The organism is Paraperlucidibaca baekdonensis (genome assembly GCF_003387535.1).
In the GTDB taxonomy this organism is placed as follows: domain Bacteria; phylum Pseudomonadota; class Gammaproteobacteria; order Pseudomonadales; family Moraxellaceae; genus Perlucidibaca; species Perlucidibaca baekdonensis.
The window spans coordinates 72,536-87,447 of sequence record NZ_QUNR01000003.1 but is presented as its reverse complement, the minus strand read 5'-3'; the positions used below and the strand labels follow the sequence as shown (position 1 = coordinate 87,447).

Annotated in this window: 12 protein-coding genes, 1 tRNA gene and 1 pseudogene; 7 read left to right on the top strand and 7 right to left on the bottom strand. The window is 58.7% G+C overall.

The genetic code is table 11. The features are described 5' to 3' along the window. Window positions 1-74: 74 nt before the first annotated feature. Both DFR26_RS06970 and purL read right to left on the bottom strand, forming a co-directional pair. The gene (locus DFR26_RS06970) at window positions 75-1,082 is read right to left on the bottom strand and encodes an AraC family transcriptional regulator (protein WP_116208250.1); all 1,008 of its coding nucleotides are present in this window, start codon (window positions 1,080-1,082) and stop codon (window positions 75-77) included. Between the two features lie 90 nt (window positions 1,083-1,172). Next, window positions 1,173-5,057, bottom strand: coding sequence for a phosphoribosylformylglycinamidine synthase (gene purL / locus DFR26_RS06965; protein ID WP_116208568.1), 3,885 nt, complete (start codon window positions 5,055-5,057; stop codon window positions 1,173-1,175). A 221-nt stretch (window positions 5,058-5,278) separates the two neighbouring features. Between purL and mltF the strand changes: the two genes are divergently transcribed. Then, entirely contained in the window at window positions 5,279-6,748 is a 1,470-nt protein-coding gene (gene mltF / locus DFR26_RS06960; RefSeq protein ID WP_181899012.1) for a membrane-bound lytic murein transglycosylase MltF, read from the top strand. A 36-nt stretch (window positions 6,749-6,784) separates the two neighbouring features. Here mltF and DFR26_RS06955 read toward each other — a convergent pair whose 3' ends face one another. From DFR26_RS06955 to DFR26_RS06935, 5 genes are read right to left on the bottom strand one after another with little or no spacing between them, the layout of a single operon-like run. Continuing rightward, a complete protein-coding gene (locus tag DFR26_RS06955; RefSeq protein WP_116208248.1) occupies window positions 6,785-7,492 on the bottom strand; it encodes an ABC transporter ATP-binding protein in 708 nt (235 codons plus the stop codon). Beyond that, window positions 7,489-8,259: an ABC transporter ATP-binding protein gene (locus DFR26_RS06950; RefSeq protein ID WP_116208247.1), complete on the bottom strand. Its 771-nt coding sequence runs from the start codon at window positions 8,257-8,259 to the stop codon at window positions 7,489-7,491. Before DFR26_RS06950 ends, DFR26_RS06955 begins: the two co-directional genes overlap by 4 nt. After that, window positions 8,252-9,346 (bottom strand): branched-chain amino acid ABC transporter permease, encoded by a 1,095-nt coding sequence (locus DFR26_RS06945; RefSeq protein ID WP_245953038.1) that lies wholly within the window; start codon window positions 9,344-9,346, stop codon window positions 8,252-8,254. The genes DFR26_RS06950 and DFR26_RS06945 overlap by 8 nt, the downstream gene beginning before the upstream one ends. Beyond that, a complete protein-coding gene (locus tag DFR26_RS06940) occupies window positions 9,343-10,272 on the bottom strand; it encodes a branched-chain amino acid ABC transporter permease (RefSeq protein WP_116208246.1) in 930 nt (309 codons plus the stop codon). The genes DFR26_RS06945 and DFR26_RS06940 overlap by 4 nt, the downstream gene beginning before the upstream one ends. A 3-nt stretch (window positions 10,273-10,275) precedes the next feature. Then, entirely contained in the window at window positions 10,276-11,445 is a 1,170-nt protein-coding gene (locus tag DFR26_RS06935) for a branched-chain amino acid ABC transporter substrate-binding protein (protein ID WP_116208245.1), read from the bottom strand. Between DFR26_RS06935 and DFR26_RS11275 the strand changes: the two genes are divergently transcribed. The 6 genes and pseudogenes from DFR26_RS11275 (at window position 11,438) to DFR26_RS06915 (ending at window position 14,822) form a co-directional block, all read left to right on the top strand. Beyond that, complete coding sequence (locus tag DFR26_RS11275; RefSeq protein ID WP_281269884.1) at window positions 11,438-11,563, top strand: hypothetical protein; 126 nt, start codon at window positions 11,438-11,440, stop codon at window positions 11,561-11,563. The genes DFR26_RS06935 and DFR26_RS11275 overlap by 8 nt on opposite strands. 80 nt (window positions 11,564-11,643) lie before the next feature. Then, window positions 11,644-12,792, top strand: a complete 1,149-nt coding sequence (gene dapE, locus DFR26_RS06930; protein ID WP_116208244.1) for a succinyl-diaminopimelate desuccinylase — start codon at window positions 11,644-11,646, stop codon at window positions 12,790-12,792. Between the two features lie 166 nt (window positions 12,793-12,958). Continuing rightward, complete coding sequence (locus DFR26_RS06925; protein ID WP_116208243.1) at window positions 12,959-13,807, top strand: sigma-70 family RNA polymerase sigma factor; 849 nt, start codon at window positions 12,959-12,961, stop codon at window positions 13,805-13,807. 34 nt (window positions 13,808-13,841) lie between these two features. Then, window positions 13,842-13,918, top strand: a tRNA-Arg gene (locus tag DFR26_RS06920). A gap of 120 nt (window positions 13,919-14,038) precedes the next feature. Further along, window positions 14,039-14,215 (top strand): DUF3034 family protein, encoded by a 177-nt coding sequence (locus DFR26_RS11145; protein ID WP_220375735.1) that lies wholly within the window; start codon window positions 14,039-14,041, stop codon window positions 14,213-14,215. A 54-nt stretch (window positions 14,216-14,269) separates the two neighbouring features. Next, window positions 14,270-14,822: pseudogene (locus DFR26_RS06915) on the top strand (DUF3034 family protein). Window positions 14,823-14,912 lie beyond the last annotated feature (90 nt).

Genomic DNA, 14,912 nt, shown 5'->3' with positions numbered 1-14,912 from the left:
ATATAGAGGTCGGCGCGAATAGGCGAACGCCGTAGCGCAGCCTCTATATGCCCCCGCCCGTGATCGCGTATGACTTACCCAGCCGCCTGCTTACGCTTGCGATATTCAATCGGCGTTTCATTTGTCCAGCGCTTAAACGCCCGATAAAACGTACTCGGCTCAGCAAAGCCGGTGAGGTAGACAATCTGTTCAATGCTCTCATCGGTACGCGCCAATAAGCGCCGCGCCAACCGCGAGCGATAATCCGCGAGCACATGATTAAAACTTGTGCCCGCCTCTTCGAGCTCGGTGCGCAGGCGCCGTGCCGGCATGCCGATGCGCTGCGCCACCGCCTCCAGCGTGGTCTCGCCCGATTCCAGCATCTCGCCGATGGCGCGCTTGGCGGCCTCGACTAAGTCCAAGCGCTCCAGCTCAGCGAGTTTTTCATTGGCCATTTTTTCGTGCAAACGCAGCAAGCTCGGTTCGGCATGCCAGACCTGATGATCGAGCACGCGAGCATCGAAATAAATACGGTTTTCCGTGCAGCCGAGCGTCACCGGGCAGCCATAGACGCGCACGTATTCGGCGGGTGGCGCGCCTTCGACATGGGTGAAATGCACGGCGAGCGGCTGGAAATGGCCATCGGTGAGCGAGCCAAAAAAGCGAATCACGCCCATCACCAGGGCTTCGGCAAAATGCCGCATGCCGGTGGCATCGGCGAGATCGGCGAGATAGCAGTGCTCGCCATCGATGACTAAGCGCGAGGTAATGGCATCGCTGAGCAGACGCTGATAGGCCAAGGCGCGCTGCAGGCCTTCGCCAAACGTCGGGCTCGATGAAATTAAGTATTCGAGCACCTGACCGCGATAGACCGGCAGGTTTTCACCAATATGCAGGCCGATGTGCGGGTCGCCTGTGACCTCCTCAAGCGCGCGCCAAAACATGGTTTGACCGGCAAATGGCGTGCGCTCCGGCGACTCGACATCGAGCCAGTTCGGCGACACTTTGGCCTGCGCCAAAATCGCCTCCACTGGCAGGCCGGCTTTGAGCATGGCCTGATAAGCCAAGCGCAACAAAATCGGCGCGTCCGTACGCTCAGTCATTACTTAGGCTCACTGTCTGCACATAGATCATGGGCCTGAGTCTACTCGCATTCGCCGGCGCAACGCAGCTCACAAGCGCCGGCGCGCGGGCTATCCGACAAAGCGCCGAGCATTGCGGAACATGCGCATCCACGGGCCGTCTTCTTGCCATTCGCGCGGATGCCAGCTGTGCTGCACGGTGCGGAACACGCGCTCGGGGTGCGGCATCATGATGGTGGCGCGGCCATCGCGGCTGGTCACGCCGGCGATGCCCTGCGGCGAGCCATTCGGGTTCAATGGGTATTGCTGGGTGCGGCGGCCATGGCCATCGACCCAGCCGAGCGCGACCAAGTCACTGTCGCCGAGCGCGGCCAAGATGCTGGCGTCGTGATGCGCGCGGCCTTCGCCATGCGCCACCGCGATGGGCATGATGGAGCCGGCCATTTCGGCCAAAAATAACGACGGCGACTTCGGCACCTCCACCAAGCAGGTACGCGCCTCAAAAACTTCGCTGCGGTTGCGGGCAAAGGTCGGCCACAGCTCAGCACCGGGGATCAGCGCTTGTAATTGCGAGAGCATTTGGCAACCGTTGCACACGCCTAAGCTGAAGGTGTCGGGGCGTGCGAAAAACGCCGCGAAGTCATCGCGCACATGGTTGGTGAAGAGGATGGATTTTGCCCAACCACCACCAGCGCCGAGCACATCGCCGTAGGAGAAGCCGCCACAAGCCACGAGGCCCACGAAGTCTGTCAGCGAGACACGACGGCTGATGAGATCGCTCATGTGCACATCGATGGCGTTGAAGCCGGCGCGATGAAAGGCGGCGGCCATTTCCACCTGACCATTGACGCCCTGCTCGCGCAAGATCGCCACGCGCGGACGCACGCCACGGGCAATAAACGGCGCGGCAATGTCGTCGTTGATGTCGAAGCTTAACGTGGCCATTAAGCCGGGGGCCGGCTCGGCCAGCGCCTGAAACTCTTCGTCGGCGCAATCAGCGTTATCACGCAGGGCTTGCATGCGATAGCTGGTCTCGGCCCAGAGCTGCTGGGCTTGCGCGCGCGGCAGGCTCAGGCACGGCTCGCCGTTCAGCGACACGCGTAATTCTTCGCGGGCATTGAGCTCGCCAATGGCATGCACATGACCGGCGAGCGGCGTATCGGCAAAGGCCGCTTTCACCGCCGCGACATCAGCCGCGCGCACTTGCACAACAGCGCCTAACTCTTCGCTAAACAGCGCCGCGAGTACGTCGGCCTCGCTATCGGCGATGGCATCGAGCGCAACACTGACGCCAACGCGGGCAGCGAAGCTCATCTCCGCAAGCGTGGCCCAGAGCCCGCCGTCGCTACGGTCGTGATAGGCCAGCAAGGTACCTGCGGTGTTGAGCGCTTGAATGCCATCGAAGAAAGCTTGCAAGAGCTGCGGGTCATCGACATCGGCCGGCGTGGTGCCGATTTGGCCATAGACCTGCGCTAATGCTGAGCCGCCGAGGCGGTTATGGCCACGGCCAAGATCGATGAGCATCAGCACGCTATCATCGATGTCGCGACGCAATTCGGGCGTGAGTGTGGCGCGGATATCGGTGACCGGCGCAAAACCGGTGACCACCAACGACAGCGGCGAGGTCACGGCTTTCGCCTCGTCGCCATCGTGCCAGACCGTGCGCATAGACATCGAATCTTTGCCCACCGGAATGGTTAAATTCAGCGCTGGACACAGCTCCATGCCGACCGCGTAGACGGCGTCATAGAGATTTTCATCTTCTTTGCCGGCGCCAGCAGCGGCCATCCAGTTTGCCGACAGCTTAATATCGGAGAGCTTGGCGATGCGTGAAGCCGCCATATTGGTGATGGTCTCGCCCACCGCCAAACGCGCTGAGGCGGCGGCATTGAGCACGGCCACGGGTGTGCGTTCACCCATGGCCATGGCCTCGCCGGTATAGGCATTGAAGCCGGTGGCGGTGACAGCGACATCGGCGACAGGCACTTGCCATGGGCCGACCATTTGCTCGCGCGCCACAAGGCCCGTAATGGAGCGGTCACCAATGGTGATAAGGAACTGTTTAGACGCTACCGCAGGTAACTGCAGCACGCGCTTAGCCGCTTCCAGCACCGTGACATCACGCAGGTTCAGCGCGGTTTGGGTGAGCGCTTGGCGCGCAAAGCTGCGTTGCATTTTTGGCGTTTTGCCGAGCAATACCGACATCGGCATATCCACCGGGGCATTGCCAAAATGCGGGTCTTCGACGCGTAAATGTCGCACTTCTTGGGCTTCGCCGAGCACAGCAAACAAGGCGCGCTCGCGCTCACAGAGCTCAGTAAACAGGCCTAAGCTGCTCGGGCGAATGGCCAATACATAGCGCTCCTGCGCCTCATTGCACCAAATTTCCACCGGCGCCATGCCCGGCTCCAGACTGGGGATGGCACGCAGGTTGAGCGTAGCACCGAGCTCATGGTCATTGACCAATTCCGGCATGGCATTGGACAGACCGCCCGCGCCAACATCGTGCACCGAGACAATGGGGTTGGCTTCACCCAAGCTCCAGCAGGCATCAATGACCTCCTGCGCGCGGCGCTCCATTTCCGGGTTGTCGCGCTGCACCGAGGCAAAATCAAGGCGCTCGGCGCTGGCACCGCTGGCCATCGACGACGCCGCGCCACCACCAAGACCAATGAGCAAGGCTGGCCCGCCGAGCACAATTAGCAGATCGCCGGGCTCAATCGGATTTTTCTGCACATGGTCAGCGCGGATATTGCCGTAGCCGCCAGCAATCATGATGGGCTTGTGATAGCCCACGACTTCGGAGCCATTGACGCCATTGACGCGCAATTCGAAGCTGCGGAAATAGCCGCAAAGTGCCGGACGACCAAATTCGTTATTAAACGCGGCGCCGCCGAGCGGGCCTTGCAGCATGATCTCGCGCGCGGTAACAATGCGATCGGGCTTGCCGTAGGGCATCTCCCACGGCTGCACAAAGCCCGGGATATTTAAGTTAGATACCGTAAAGCCGGTGAGGCCAGCCTTCGGTTTGCCGCCACGACCCGTCGCGCCTTCATCGCGAATTTCACCGCCAGAGCCCGTTGCGGCACCGGCAAATGGCGCAATCGCGGTCGGGTGATTATGCGTTTCCACCTTCATGAGGATGTGCACGGGCTCGTGATTAAAGCCATAAGCCGGGCCGCCACCGAGGCGATAAAAACGCTCAGCCTCGCTGCCGGCAATCACCGCGGCATTGTCGTGATAGGCCGATAAAATATCGACGCTGTGGTTGGCATAGGTGTTTTTGATCATGCCAAATAGCGAGTGCGAGGCCGGCTTGCCATCGATCACCCAGCTGGCATTGAAAATTTTATGGCGGCAATGCTCGGAGTTGGCTTGCGCAAACATCATCAGCTCGATGTCGTGCGGATTGCGGCCGAGGCGCGTGAAATTATCGACGAGGTAATCGACCTCGTCGTCGCTGAGCGCGAAGCCCTGGCGTTGGTTGGCCTCGACGAGGGCTTCACGACCACCGCTTAAAATATCGATCGCCGCTAACTCACGCGGGGCTTCTTGGCGAAACAAGACGGCGGTATCGGTCGGTGACTCCAGCACGGCTTCGGTCATGCGGTCGTGCAGCAAAGCGGTGACTTGCTGCCAATCGTCGTCACTCAAGGCCTCAGCGCCGGCCAGCCAATACACGGTGGCACGCTCGATGCGGCGCACTTCATTGAGGCCGGTGTTGTGCGCAATGTCGGTGGCTTTCGACGACCACGGCGAAATCGTGCCCGGACGCGGCACCACCACGGCCACACGGCCCTGCTCATCGCCAGCGTAGTCATCGCCATAATGCAGGAGGGCCTGCAGGGCCTCAGGCGCCGTGCTTAAGGCGGTATCGGCAATGTGTAAATAGCGCGCGGAAACCGCAGAAATACTCGGCTGCATGGCGCGCAGAGTCTGCAACAAACGCTGTTGACGGAAGGCGGTGAGCGCTGAAGCGCCAGGCAGAAGCAGCATAGGGAGATCTCGCGTGCCAGACAGGAAAAATAGGTGGTGCATAGTGTAGCGAAAAACAGCCGCCGACGGATGGCTGATGATCATTTTAGCGCAGCCTGTTAGGACTGGTCTCTCCGCTGAGCTGTCTGACAATCTAGCGATGTTCATCGGATGACATTGGACGCTAATACTCGCGAAGCCTAGACTTAGGCCAACAAAGCGAAGAAATGACGAGGTGCCACATGGCCATAAAGCGCCCACCCAAGCGTCTTAGCCCGCATCGCCAAGCCCTAAAAATGCTTAAACGCATTAACAGACAGCACGTGAAAGTGGCCGTTGCGGGCACACTGGCGGTCAGCACATTGGCGCTGCAGCCGCTGCAAAATGCACTCGATGTGGTGCGTAGCAGTGGCGAATTGCACTTGGTTGGCGTAACCAGCCCAAGCACTTTCTTTCAGCAAGATGGCCATACGCACGGCTTGCAGTTTGAGCTTGCACAACAATTTGCCAATGAGCTGGGCGTGAAGCTGGTTGTTGACCCGGTCGCCTCACCGCATCGCGTGCTGCAAGCCATTCGTCGCAATCAGGCGCAACTGGCGCTCACCGGCATCACCGCTGAAGACCCACGCCTTGAGCGTTTGCGCGTCAGCAATCCCGTCCTTGAGGTCCAACAGCAGCTCGTGCAACGCAGCGGCCAACGGCGGCCTAAAGATATCCAAGATTTAGCTGGCAAAGTGGTCGGAGTGGTGGCTGGCAGCACCGAGGCGCAGCACTTAAAAGACTCTGTGCGCGAGGTTGATAACGTCAAAATTATTGAGATTCGTCAGGGTAAAAGCCTCGATTTATTAGGCTTGCTCGACGAAGGCCGCGTGGATTTTGTGGCCATGAACTCGCGCGAATTCGATGCGTTTCGGCCACTCTTCCCAACCCTGCGCGATAGCTTATCTCTAGAACGTACCGATGCGGTTTCATGGGTCTTTATGAAATCGGCCGATCACAGCCTGTATCAAGCCGCGCAAGACTTTTTGGCGCGCAAACAGGCCGACGGCACGCTGCAACGCCTCGCCGAGTTTTATAGCAACGGTAACGTCTTTGACAGCTATGGCGCGAAGCATTTCAGCCGCGATATTGCCAACCGTCTGCCGCGCTACCAATCGCTATTTGAACGCGAGAGCAACACCACCGATGTTGACTGGCGCTTACTGGCGGCCATCGCGTATCAAGAGTCAAAATGGAATCCCAATGCCGTATCGCCCACCGGCGTGCGCGGCCTGATGATGCTCACGCAAGGCACGGCCTCAATGATGGGGGTGAAAAACCGCGAGCATGCCGGCCAAAGTATTCGCGGTGGCAGCGCTTATTTCAAATACATCCATGATCGCATGCCCGATAGTATCGCCGAGCCAGACCGCACATGGATGGCGCTCGCCTCCTACAATATGGGGCCGGCGCACATCTTGCGCGCACGTAAACTTACCGAGCGCAATGGTGGCGATGCCAATAGCTGGCTCGATGTGTCACGAAATTTACGCCAACTCGCCGCCGATAATCGTCGCCAAGGGCGCGCCGTACCCGATGTCGGCCAAGGCCTGCATTATGTGCAACAGGTGCGCCGCTACTACGATGCCATCGCGCTGAATACTCAGGTCAGACTCGACAAAACCCAAGTGGCTACGCTCGATTTTGACATCAGTAATTCTACTGCGCAGTAGTTAGAGTCACTCAAGCACCACCCAGAGCGCCTCCGCTCAATGCCCCAAATACGCCGCCCGCACCCGCGGGTCGGCAGCAAGCGCTTTCGCCTCGCCACTGAGCGTGATTAGCCCCGACTCCATGACATAGGCACGCTGCGCGATCTCCAGTGCCTGCCGAGCATTTTGCTCAACCAACAGCACCGCCACACCTTCACTGGCAATGCGCTGAATCAGCGTGAATATTTGCTCAACTAAGATCGGTGCTAAGCCCATCGAGGGCTCATCGAGCAATAGCAATTTCGGCCGGCTCATCAGCGCGCGCGCTATCGCCAACATTTGCTGCTCACCACCCGACAGCGTACCGGCCAACTGACCACGACGCTCCGCTAGGCGCGGAAACTGCGCAAGCTGATCGGCTAAATCGCGTGCTATTTGGCCGCGATCATTGCGGCAGTAGGCACCCATTTGTAAGTTTTCTAGGACCGTGAGCTTGGCGAAGATGCCCCGCCCCTCCGGCACCAAGGCCAGCCCGCGACCAACGCGCTCATGCGCCGGCAGGCGTGCCAGATTCACGCCGTCGTACGTCAGGCTGCCACCGGCTTTTAAGAGGCCGCCAAGCGCGCCCATGGTCGAGGTTTTGCCAGCACCATTGGCACCGATCAGCGAGACCAGCTCGCCGGCCTGCACATCAAGGCTGATGCCACGCACCGCTTCAATGCCGCCGTAATGCACCGTGAGATCGCGCACGCTGAGCAGGCTCATGCCTCACCGCCTAAATACGCTTGGATGACACGCGGATCTTGACGAATAGCCGCGGGCTCGCCCTCGGCGATCAGCTCCCCAAAATCGAGTACCGCTAGGCGGTCGCACAGACTCATCATCAGCTTCACATCATGCTCAATGAGCACCACGGTGATGCCATCGTTGCGAATACGTGTGAGCAAAGACCGCAGCGCCTCGGTCTCGGTAGGGTTCATGCCAGCAGCAGGCTCATCGAGCGCTAATAGCCGTGGCCGCGTCGCCAGCGCACGGGCAATTTCTAAGCGCCGCTGATCGCCATAAGACAGCTCATTGGCCAGACGCAAGGCGGCGCTGCGCGGCAGGCCCACATAGTCGAGCAATTCATAGGCACGGGCGCGAATGCTGGCTTCCTCGGCACGGGCGGCGCGGGTATTGAGCAGCGTGGCAAACAGCCCAGCGCGCGCGTGGCGGTGACAGCCAACCATGATATTTTCCAGCGCACTCATGAAATGAAACAGGCGAATATTTTGAAAAGTCCGCGCAATACCACGCTCAACAATGGCATAGGGCTTGAGTGTCAGCGGTAGCGGCTCACCGGCTAATAAGCGCGAGCCGGTATCGGCGTGATACATGCCGGTGATGATGTTAAACAGCGTGGTTTTACCGGCACCGTTGGGGCCAATCACGCCATAAATCGTGCCCTCCGGGATACACAAATCCATGCCCTTGAGTGCCTGCACACCGCCAAAGCGCTTGCTAATACCCCGCAGCTGCAAAAGCTCAGTCATGCTCCAGCTCCTTGGCTCGGCGCGCTGATGGCCAGAGCCCACCCGGACGGTAGAGCATGACCAAAATCATCGACAGACCAAACAGCAACATGCGCAAATTTTCCGGATCCACGACTTGATGCCCAAACGCCGCCTGCTGCAACGGGCTGATGACCTCGCGCAAAATCTCCGGCGTAATAGTCAGCAAAAATGCGCCGAGCAGCACGCCGGGGATATGCCCCATGCCACCGAGCACGACCATGCAGAGCACCATCACCGACTCCATCAGCGTGAAGCTCTCAGGGCTAACAAAGCCCTGAAACGAGGCAAATAGCCCGCCACCGATGCCACCGAAACTCGCGCCCATGGCAAACGCCAAGAGCTTCATATTGCGCGTGTTAATGCCCATGGCCGTAGCCGCCACTTCATCCTCACGAATGGCCACCCAAGCTCGCCCAATGCGCGAATTTTCCAAACGCCGACACGCCACCACCGCAGCCACCACCAACACCAGCAGCACATAAAAATACAGCTGCGCACTGACCAAATTGACGACGCCAAGCTCCAAACCTTGATCGAAACGCCAACTGCCAATACTCAAGGGGTCAATGCCGCTAATGCCTTGCGGGCCATTGGTGATGTTGATTGGCCGGTCGAGGTTGTTCATAAAGAGCCGGACAATTTCGCCAAAGCCTAAGGTCACAATCGCCAAATAGTCACCGCGCAGGCGCAAAGTCGGTGCGCCGAGCATGGCGCCGACAAACGCCGCCACCGCCGCCGCCAAGGGCAATACCAGCCAAGGCGTCCAGTGCAAATCCCAATGCGGCGAGGCCAGCAGCGCAAACACATAGGCGCCCACGGCATAAAACGCGATAAAACCGAGATCGAGCAGGCCGGCATACCCCACGACGATATTGAGCCCAAGTGCCAAGATCGCGTAGAGCAAGCAATAGTCGAGGATGCGCACCCAATACGACCCCAGCAGCGCGCCAGTCCAAAATGGCGCGCTAACGAGCAAAGCCAGCAAAAGCCAGCGCGCGCGACCAGTGGCCAGTGCCATGATGGCCGGTGAGAGTCGGCTCAAGCCACGCGGCTTAACCCCGCTCATGGGCGATCTGCCGAGCGTTCGCCGAGCAGCCCGGAGGGCCGAAAGACCAAGACGATAATCAGCACCAAAAAGGCAAAGACATCTTGGTATTGGCTGCCCAAAAAGCCGCCGGTTAGGTCGCCAATATAGCCAGCGCCCAGACTCTCAATAATGCCTAATAACAGCCCGCCAACGACGGCGCCAGCGAGGTTGCCAATGCCGCCAAGCACGGCCGCTGAGAAGGCTTTGAGGCCTAGCATAAAGCCCATATAGGCATGCGCTTGGCCATAATTGGCGCTAACCATGACCCCGGCGACCGCCGCTAATACCGAGCCGATGACAAAGGCGCTGGCGACAACGCGATCAACGGAGACGCCCATCAGCCGCGCGACCGAGGGTGATTGTGCGGCGGCGCGCATGGCACGGCCAAGTTTGGTGCGATGCACGAGGAGTAAGAGCGCGCCCATCAGCACCGCTGACAGCACAATGATGACGCCCTGCACCGGCAAAAATGTCGCCGAACCGATGTGGATGGGTTCGCTAGGCAGGATCGCGGGAAACGGAATGTATTGGCGGCCCCAGATCATCATGGCGACATTTTGCAGCACGATGGACACACCGATGGCGGTGATCAGCGGCGCCAAACGCGGCGCGCCACGCAACGGGCGGTAGGCAAAACGCTCAATACCCATGCCCAGCAAGGCGCATACCGGAATGGCCATGAGCAAACTAAACGCCACCAACATGACTGGCGATAGCGGCAAGTGCATGCCGAGCAGCCAGCTCAAGGCACTGATAGTGACCATGGCGCCGATCATCACGACCTCGCCATGGGCGAAATTGATCAGTCCCAAAATGCCGTAGACGAGGGTGTAGCCGAGCGCGATCAGCGCATAAATACTGCCTAAAATCAGGCCATTGAGCAGCTGCTGAGGCAATACATCCATAGCTTATTGCGACTCGATGGTTTTCAGCACCTGCCACTGCCCGTCTTGCGCGCGATAGACAGTGATGGCGCCTTGCGCGAGGTCGCCTTTGGCATCGAAACGAATGCGCGAGGTGACGCCGTTGTAGTCGGTTTTCGCCAACTCTTGCTGGACCTTCGCCGGCTCTGTGCTGCCGGCACGCTGCATGGCCTGCGCGAGGATCATCATGGCGTCATAGGAATACGGCGCGTAAAGCTGGATCTTGCCGTACTGCGTCTCAAAGCGCTGCTTAAACGCTGGGCCGTTTGCCAGCGTCTCCAAAGGTCGTCCCGGCAGCGAGGCCACCACGCCATCGGCGGCTTGCGCGGCGAGCTTCATAAACTCGGCGGTGTGGATGCCATCGCCGCCGAGTAGCTGCGTTTTTAAACCCAACGCTTGCATCTGCTTGGCCATGGGCGCGCCCTGACCATCCATGCCGCCGAAAAACAGCAGGTCGGGTTTTTCGCCTTTGATTTTCGTCAAAATAGCCGTGAAGTCGGAGGCCTTGTCGCTGGTGTATTCGCGCACAATGATCTTGCCGCCGGCGGCCTTGGCGGCTTTCTCGAACTCATCGGCCAGACCTTGGCCATAGGCCGTGCGGTCATCAATGATGGCAATTTGCTTAGCGCCTAAGTCGTCGACAGCAAACTCGCCGAGCACGCGACCTTGCTGAATGTCATTGGCCATCACGCGGAAGGCGTTTTTGAAGCCCTGCTGGGTGTAGCGCGGCGTGGTCGCTGAGGGTGAAATCTCAACAATGCCAGCGCTGTTGTAAACGCGTGAGGCCGGCATGGTGGTGCCCGAGTTCAAATGACCAATGACCGCTTGCACGCCATCATCGACAAACTTTTGCGCCACGGTGGTGGCCATGCGCGGGTCGGCTTGGTCATCTTGCGAGTCGAGTTCGAAATGCACTGGCGCATCGCCGATTTTAAAGCCTTTGGCGTTGAGGTCGGCAATGGCCAAGCGCACGCCATTTTCGTTGTCTTTGCCAATATGCGCCTGCGTGCCGGTCAGCGGCGCGGCATGACCAATGACGATAATGCGCTTGCCATCGGGCGTGGTGCTGGGCGTGGCGGGCTTCGGGCTACAAGCCGTTAAGACAGCCGCGCAGCTCAGCGCAAAGGCGACGGATACACGAGAGGAGATGTTCATAGGCAATGCGGGCTCGTTGGCCAAAGGCGTAATTATTGCCGCGATAGGCCTCGCTGAACAGCCCGCCAGCGCCCTGTCGGGGCATTGTTGGCATGACGCGCTGCAGCAAGATCGCTAAACTGCGGCAATGTTGTGGTTTTTGTGCGCACAGTGTGCCGCGAAATGCCCATAAATCCAAACCGTTAAGATGAGAATTTGATGACCGCCGCCAACCCGCTATCGCCCACACTCGAACTCACCCTCGCGCTTATCCGCGAGCCCTCGGTGACTCCGTTCGATGCCGACTGCCAAGACCTGATGATTGCCCGGCTAGAGGCCATCGGTTTTGTCGTGGAGCGCCTGCGCTTTGGCGAGGTCGATAATTTCTGGGCGCGACGCGGCACTTGCTCTCCGGTGTTTGCTTTTGCCGGCCACACCGATGTGGTGCCACCCGGCCCGCCCGAACAATGGGCGGTGCCGCCCTTTGAACCACGCATCAATGATGGCGTGCTCACGGGCCGTGGCGCGGCCGACATGAAAGGCTCGTTGGCGGCCATGGTGGTGGCCTGCGAACGCTTTGTCGCCGCGCATCCGGACCATCAGGGCAGCATCGCATTTTTGATCACCAGCGACGAAGAAGGCATCGCCGTCGATGGCACCGTGCGCGTGGTGGAGACGCTGGAAGCGCGCGGCGAAAAAATCACCTGGTGCTTGGTCGGCGAGCCGTCGAGCACCGACGCCATTGGCGATGTCATCAAAAACGGCCGTCGCGGCTCGCTCGGCGGCGTGCTCAGCGTACTCGGCAAACAAGGCCATGTGGCCTACCCACATTTAGCCGACAACCCCATTCATCGCGTGGCACCGGCGCTTGCCGAACTCGCTGCCGAACGCTGGGATGAAGGCAATGAATTTTTCCCCGCCACCAGCTTTCAAATTTCCAATATCAACGCCGGCACCGGTGCCAATAACGTCATCCCCGGCCAAGTCGAGGTGGTGTTTAACTTTCGCTTCTCCACCGAGCTGACTGAGACCGTGTTGCGCGAGCGCACCGAGGCCATCCTCAACAAACATGGCCTGCGCTATGAGCTGGCGTGGCGCTTGAGCGGCCAGCCATTTCTCACCGCTGCCGGCGCCTTGGTCGATGCCGCCGTGGCGAGCATCTCCGCGCACACCGGCCGCACGCCGGCACTGCTCACCACAGGCGGCACATCCGATGGCCGCTTTATTGCCCCCACCGGCGCGCAAGTGCTGGAGTTGGGGCCGATCAACCGCACCATTCATCAGGTCAATGAATGCGTGAGTGCCGCCGATCTCGACACGCTCACCGATCTCTATGAGGGCATTTTGCAGCGCTTATTGGCGAAATAACGCCTGCGAAAAACCAACATTAATATGACAGCTGTTGGGTCTGGTTACTCATCCCCTGCAACTGCCGCTCATCGCCAATTCGCGTGAACTATCTGGCATTTAGATAGCGCTTTTGCTTAATTTTTCTTGCTGGCCTAGATGGCCGTACCATCGCAAGGAATGCCACATGCACCCTCAGTCATACCCCGATCAAAGTGTTATTCACTACTACCTCAATGAGGTACGTAACTACCCACTGCTCACCGCCGATGAAGAGCAACGCTTATGTGATGCGGCGCAAGGCGGTGATGACTGTGCGCGTGACCGCATGATCGTCTGCAACTTGCGCTTGGTATTGCGCATCGCCAAGCAGTATCAACGCAGCAGCATGGCGCTTGAGGACCTGATTGAAGAGGGCAATATTGGCCTCATTCGCGCGGTAGCCAAGTTTGACGCCGGCTTGGGCTTTCGCTTCTCAACCTATGCCGTGTGGTGGATTCGCCAATACATTGAGCGCGGCATCATGGATCAAGCGCGCGTGGTGCGCCTGCCGATTCACATGGGCAAGCGCCTAAATCAATGCTTGCGCGCTAAACGCGAGCTACGCCAGCGCTATGGCCGCGATGCAAAACCCACGGAGGTAGCAGAACAAATCGGACGTAGCCCCGATGAAGTACGCGAGCTCTTGCCCTGGCAAGACTCAGCCAGCAGCGTTGTCGTCATTGGTGATGATCCGCACACAACCGAGCTTGCAGACGGCGATCAAGACAGCCCCGAGCAGCGCTCGCTGAAAGACGACCTGCAGGCGGCAATACTGCGATTTATTGGCCGCCTAGCCCCACGCGAGCAACACATCATCTTTCGACGCTTTGCGCTCAATGGGTATCGATTTGAAACACTCGAATGCATCGCCGCAGAAATTGGCGTAACCCGCGAGCGTGTCCGTCAAATCCAACTCGATGCCCTCGAAAAAGTACGTGTCTGGATGGCCGATGAAGCGCTCGACAAAGACTGCTTAAATGATCTCGGCGGCTGATCTTACGTGGGGTATCAGCTAAACTAACCCCCACGCCTCAGTAGCTCAGCTGGATAGAGCAGCCCCCTCCTAAGGGGCAGGTCGGACGTTCGAATCGTCTCTGGGGCACCATTTTAGACCTCGCAGATATCAGCCAGATGACCGATAACTCAGAATGCCGAATGGCAGATCTCAACACGTTGCTCAATCACTACCTTAGCGAATAAGACTTCTCACTAAGATAGGCGATTTATGAAAAAGCACTGTCAAGCCATAGCACTCGGACTCGTCGGTCTATCGGCGGACTTCACGCCATCAGCGTTTGCCAGCATGGGCAAACTGGTGCTGACTGACGGCATTAGTAGTGCCGAGGGCGCCGCAGTGGGTGGCATTACGCCTTGGGCCATGATTGGCACGCAAGCGACCTAGAAAGAGCTAGGTTTCGCTGCAAATTTATCATACGGACACACCGAGGACTATCGTATTGAAACGGCCAGTGTCATGGTTGGCTGGCACGAACGCGTCGAGCTTTCATTGGCGCATCAAACCCTCGATACCGGGATAACTGGGCGAACACTGATTGGGCCGCAAGGGCTTGATTTAAAGCAAACCATTGTTGGCGCAAAACAAAGCGACACAGACCTCTATGTGTCCGCCACCAAGCTCTTCTTAAAGCCCAGTCTACTAGTAAACGCCACTGTGCGTGGCACCAAAGCTAACCAAAATGGCTTTCTCGGCTTTGGCGGAAATGCCAACGACGATTATGAACTGATGCCAGAGTTCTCAGTTGCCAAGCTCATTCGCAGCGATCTTGCTGTCGGCGTTGAGTACCGACATATGCCGGACAGTCTTCGACTACCCACTGCCAATGGTAATGGGCTAGCGGCGGATAGTTGGAAAGATATTTTATCGCTTGGCGCCAAGCAAAAATCTATCCGTCACGGCAGCTTATGTGGACTTTGGCCGTATCATGCCGGCAACCACTGAGGGTCGCGATCAAACCGGTTTTTACGTCTCTGCCCAACTTGCTTTCTGAAGAAAACTTTCATGAAAAAATATATTTTTTGCAGCATTATTAACCACTGGTCTAGCAATCAATCCCATCGCAGCTAGCGCCGAAGAATCC

Bases quoted from the DNA above. Each gene is read 5' to 3' on its own strand.
- DFR26_RS06970 (WP_116208250.1), bottom strand. From the start codon at position 1,082: ATGACTGAGCGTACGGACGCGCCGATTTTGTTGCGCTTGGCTTATCAG.
- DFR26_RS06955 (WP_116208248.1), bottom strand. From the start codon at position 7,492: ATGAGCCTGCTCAGCGTGCGCGATCTCACGGTGCATTACGGCGGCATT.
- purL (WP_116208568.1), bottom strand. From the start codon at position 5,057: ATGCTGCTTCTGCCTGGCGCTTCAGCGCTCACCGCCTTCCGTCAACAG.
- mltF (WP_181899012.1), top strand. From the start codon at position 5,279: ATGGCCATAAAGCGCCCACCCAAGCGTCTTAGCCCGCATCGCCAAGCC.
- dapE (WP_116208244.1), top strand. From the start codon at position 11,644: ATGACCGCCGCCAACCCGCTATCGCCCACACTCGAACTCACCCTCGCG.
- DFR26_RS06950 (WP_116208247.1), bottom strand. From the start codon at position 8,259: ATGACTGAGCTTTTGCAGCTGCGGGGTATTAGCAAGCGCTTTGGCGGT.
- DFR26_RS06940 (WP_116208246.1), bottom strand. From the start codon at position 10,272: ATGGATGTATTGCCTCAGCAGCTGCTCAATGGCCTGATTTTAGGCAGT.
- DFR26_RS06945 (WP_245953038.1), bottom strand. From the start codon at position 9,346: ATGAGCGGGGTTAAGCCGCGTGGCTTGAGCCGACTCTCACCGGCCATC.
- DFR26_RS11275 (WP_281269884.1), top strand. From the start codon at position 11,438: ATGTTCATAGGCAATGCGGGCTCGTTGGCCAAAGGCGTAATTATTGCC.
- DFR26_RS06925 (WP_116208243.1), top strand. From the start codon at position 12,959: ATGCACCCTCAGTCATACCCCGATCAAAGTGTTATTCACTACTACCTC.
- DFR26_RS06935 (WP_116208245.1), bottom strand. From the start codon at position 11,445: ATGAACATCTCCTCTCGTGTATCCGTCGCCTTTGCGCTGAGCTGCGCG.
- DFR26_RS11145 (WP_220375735.1), top strand. From the start codon at position 14,039: ATGAAAAAGCACTGTCAAGCCATAGCACTCGGACTCGTCGGTCTATCG.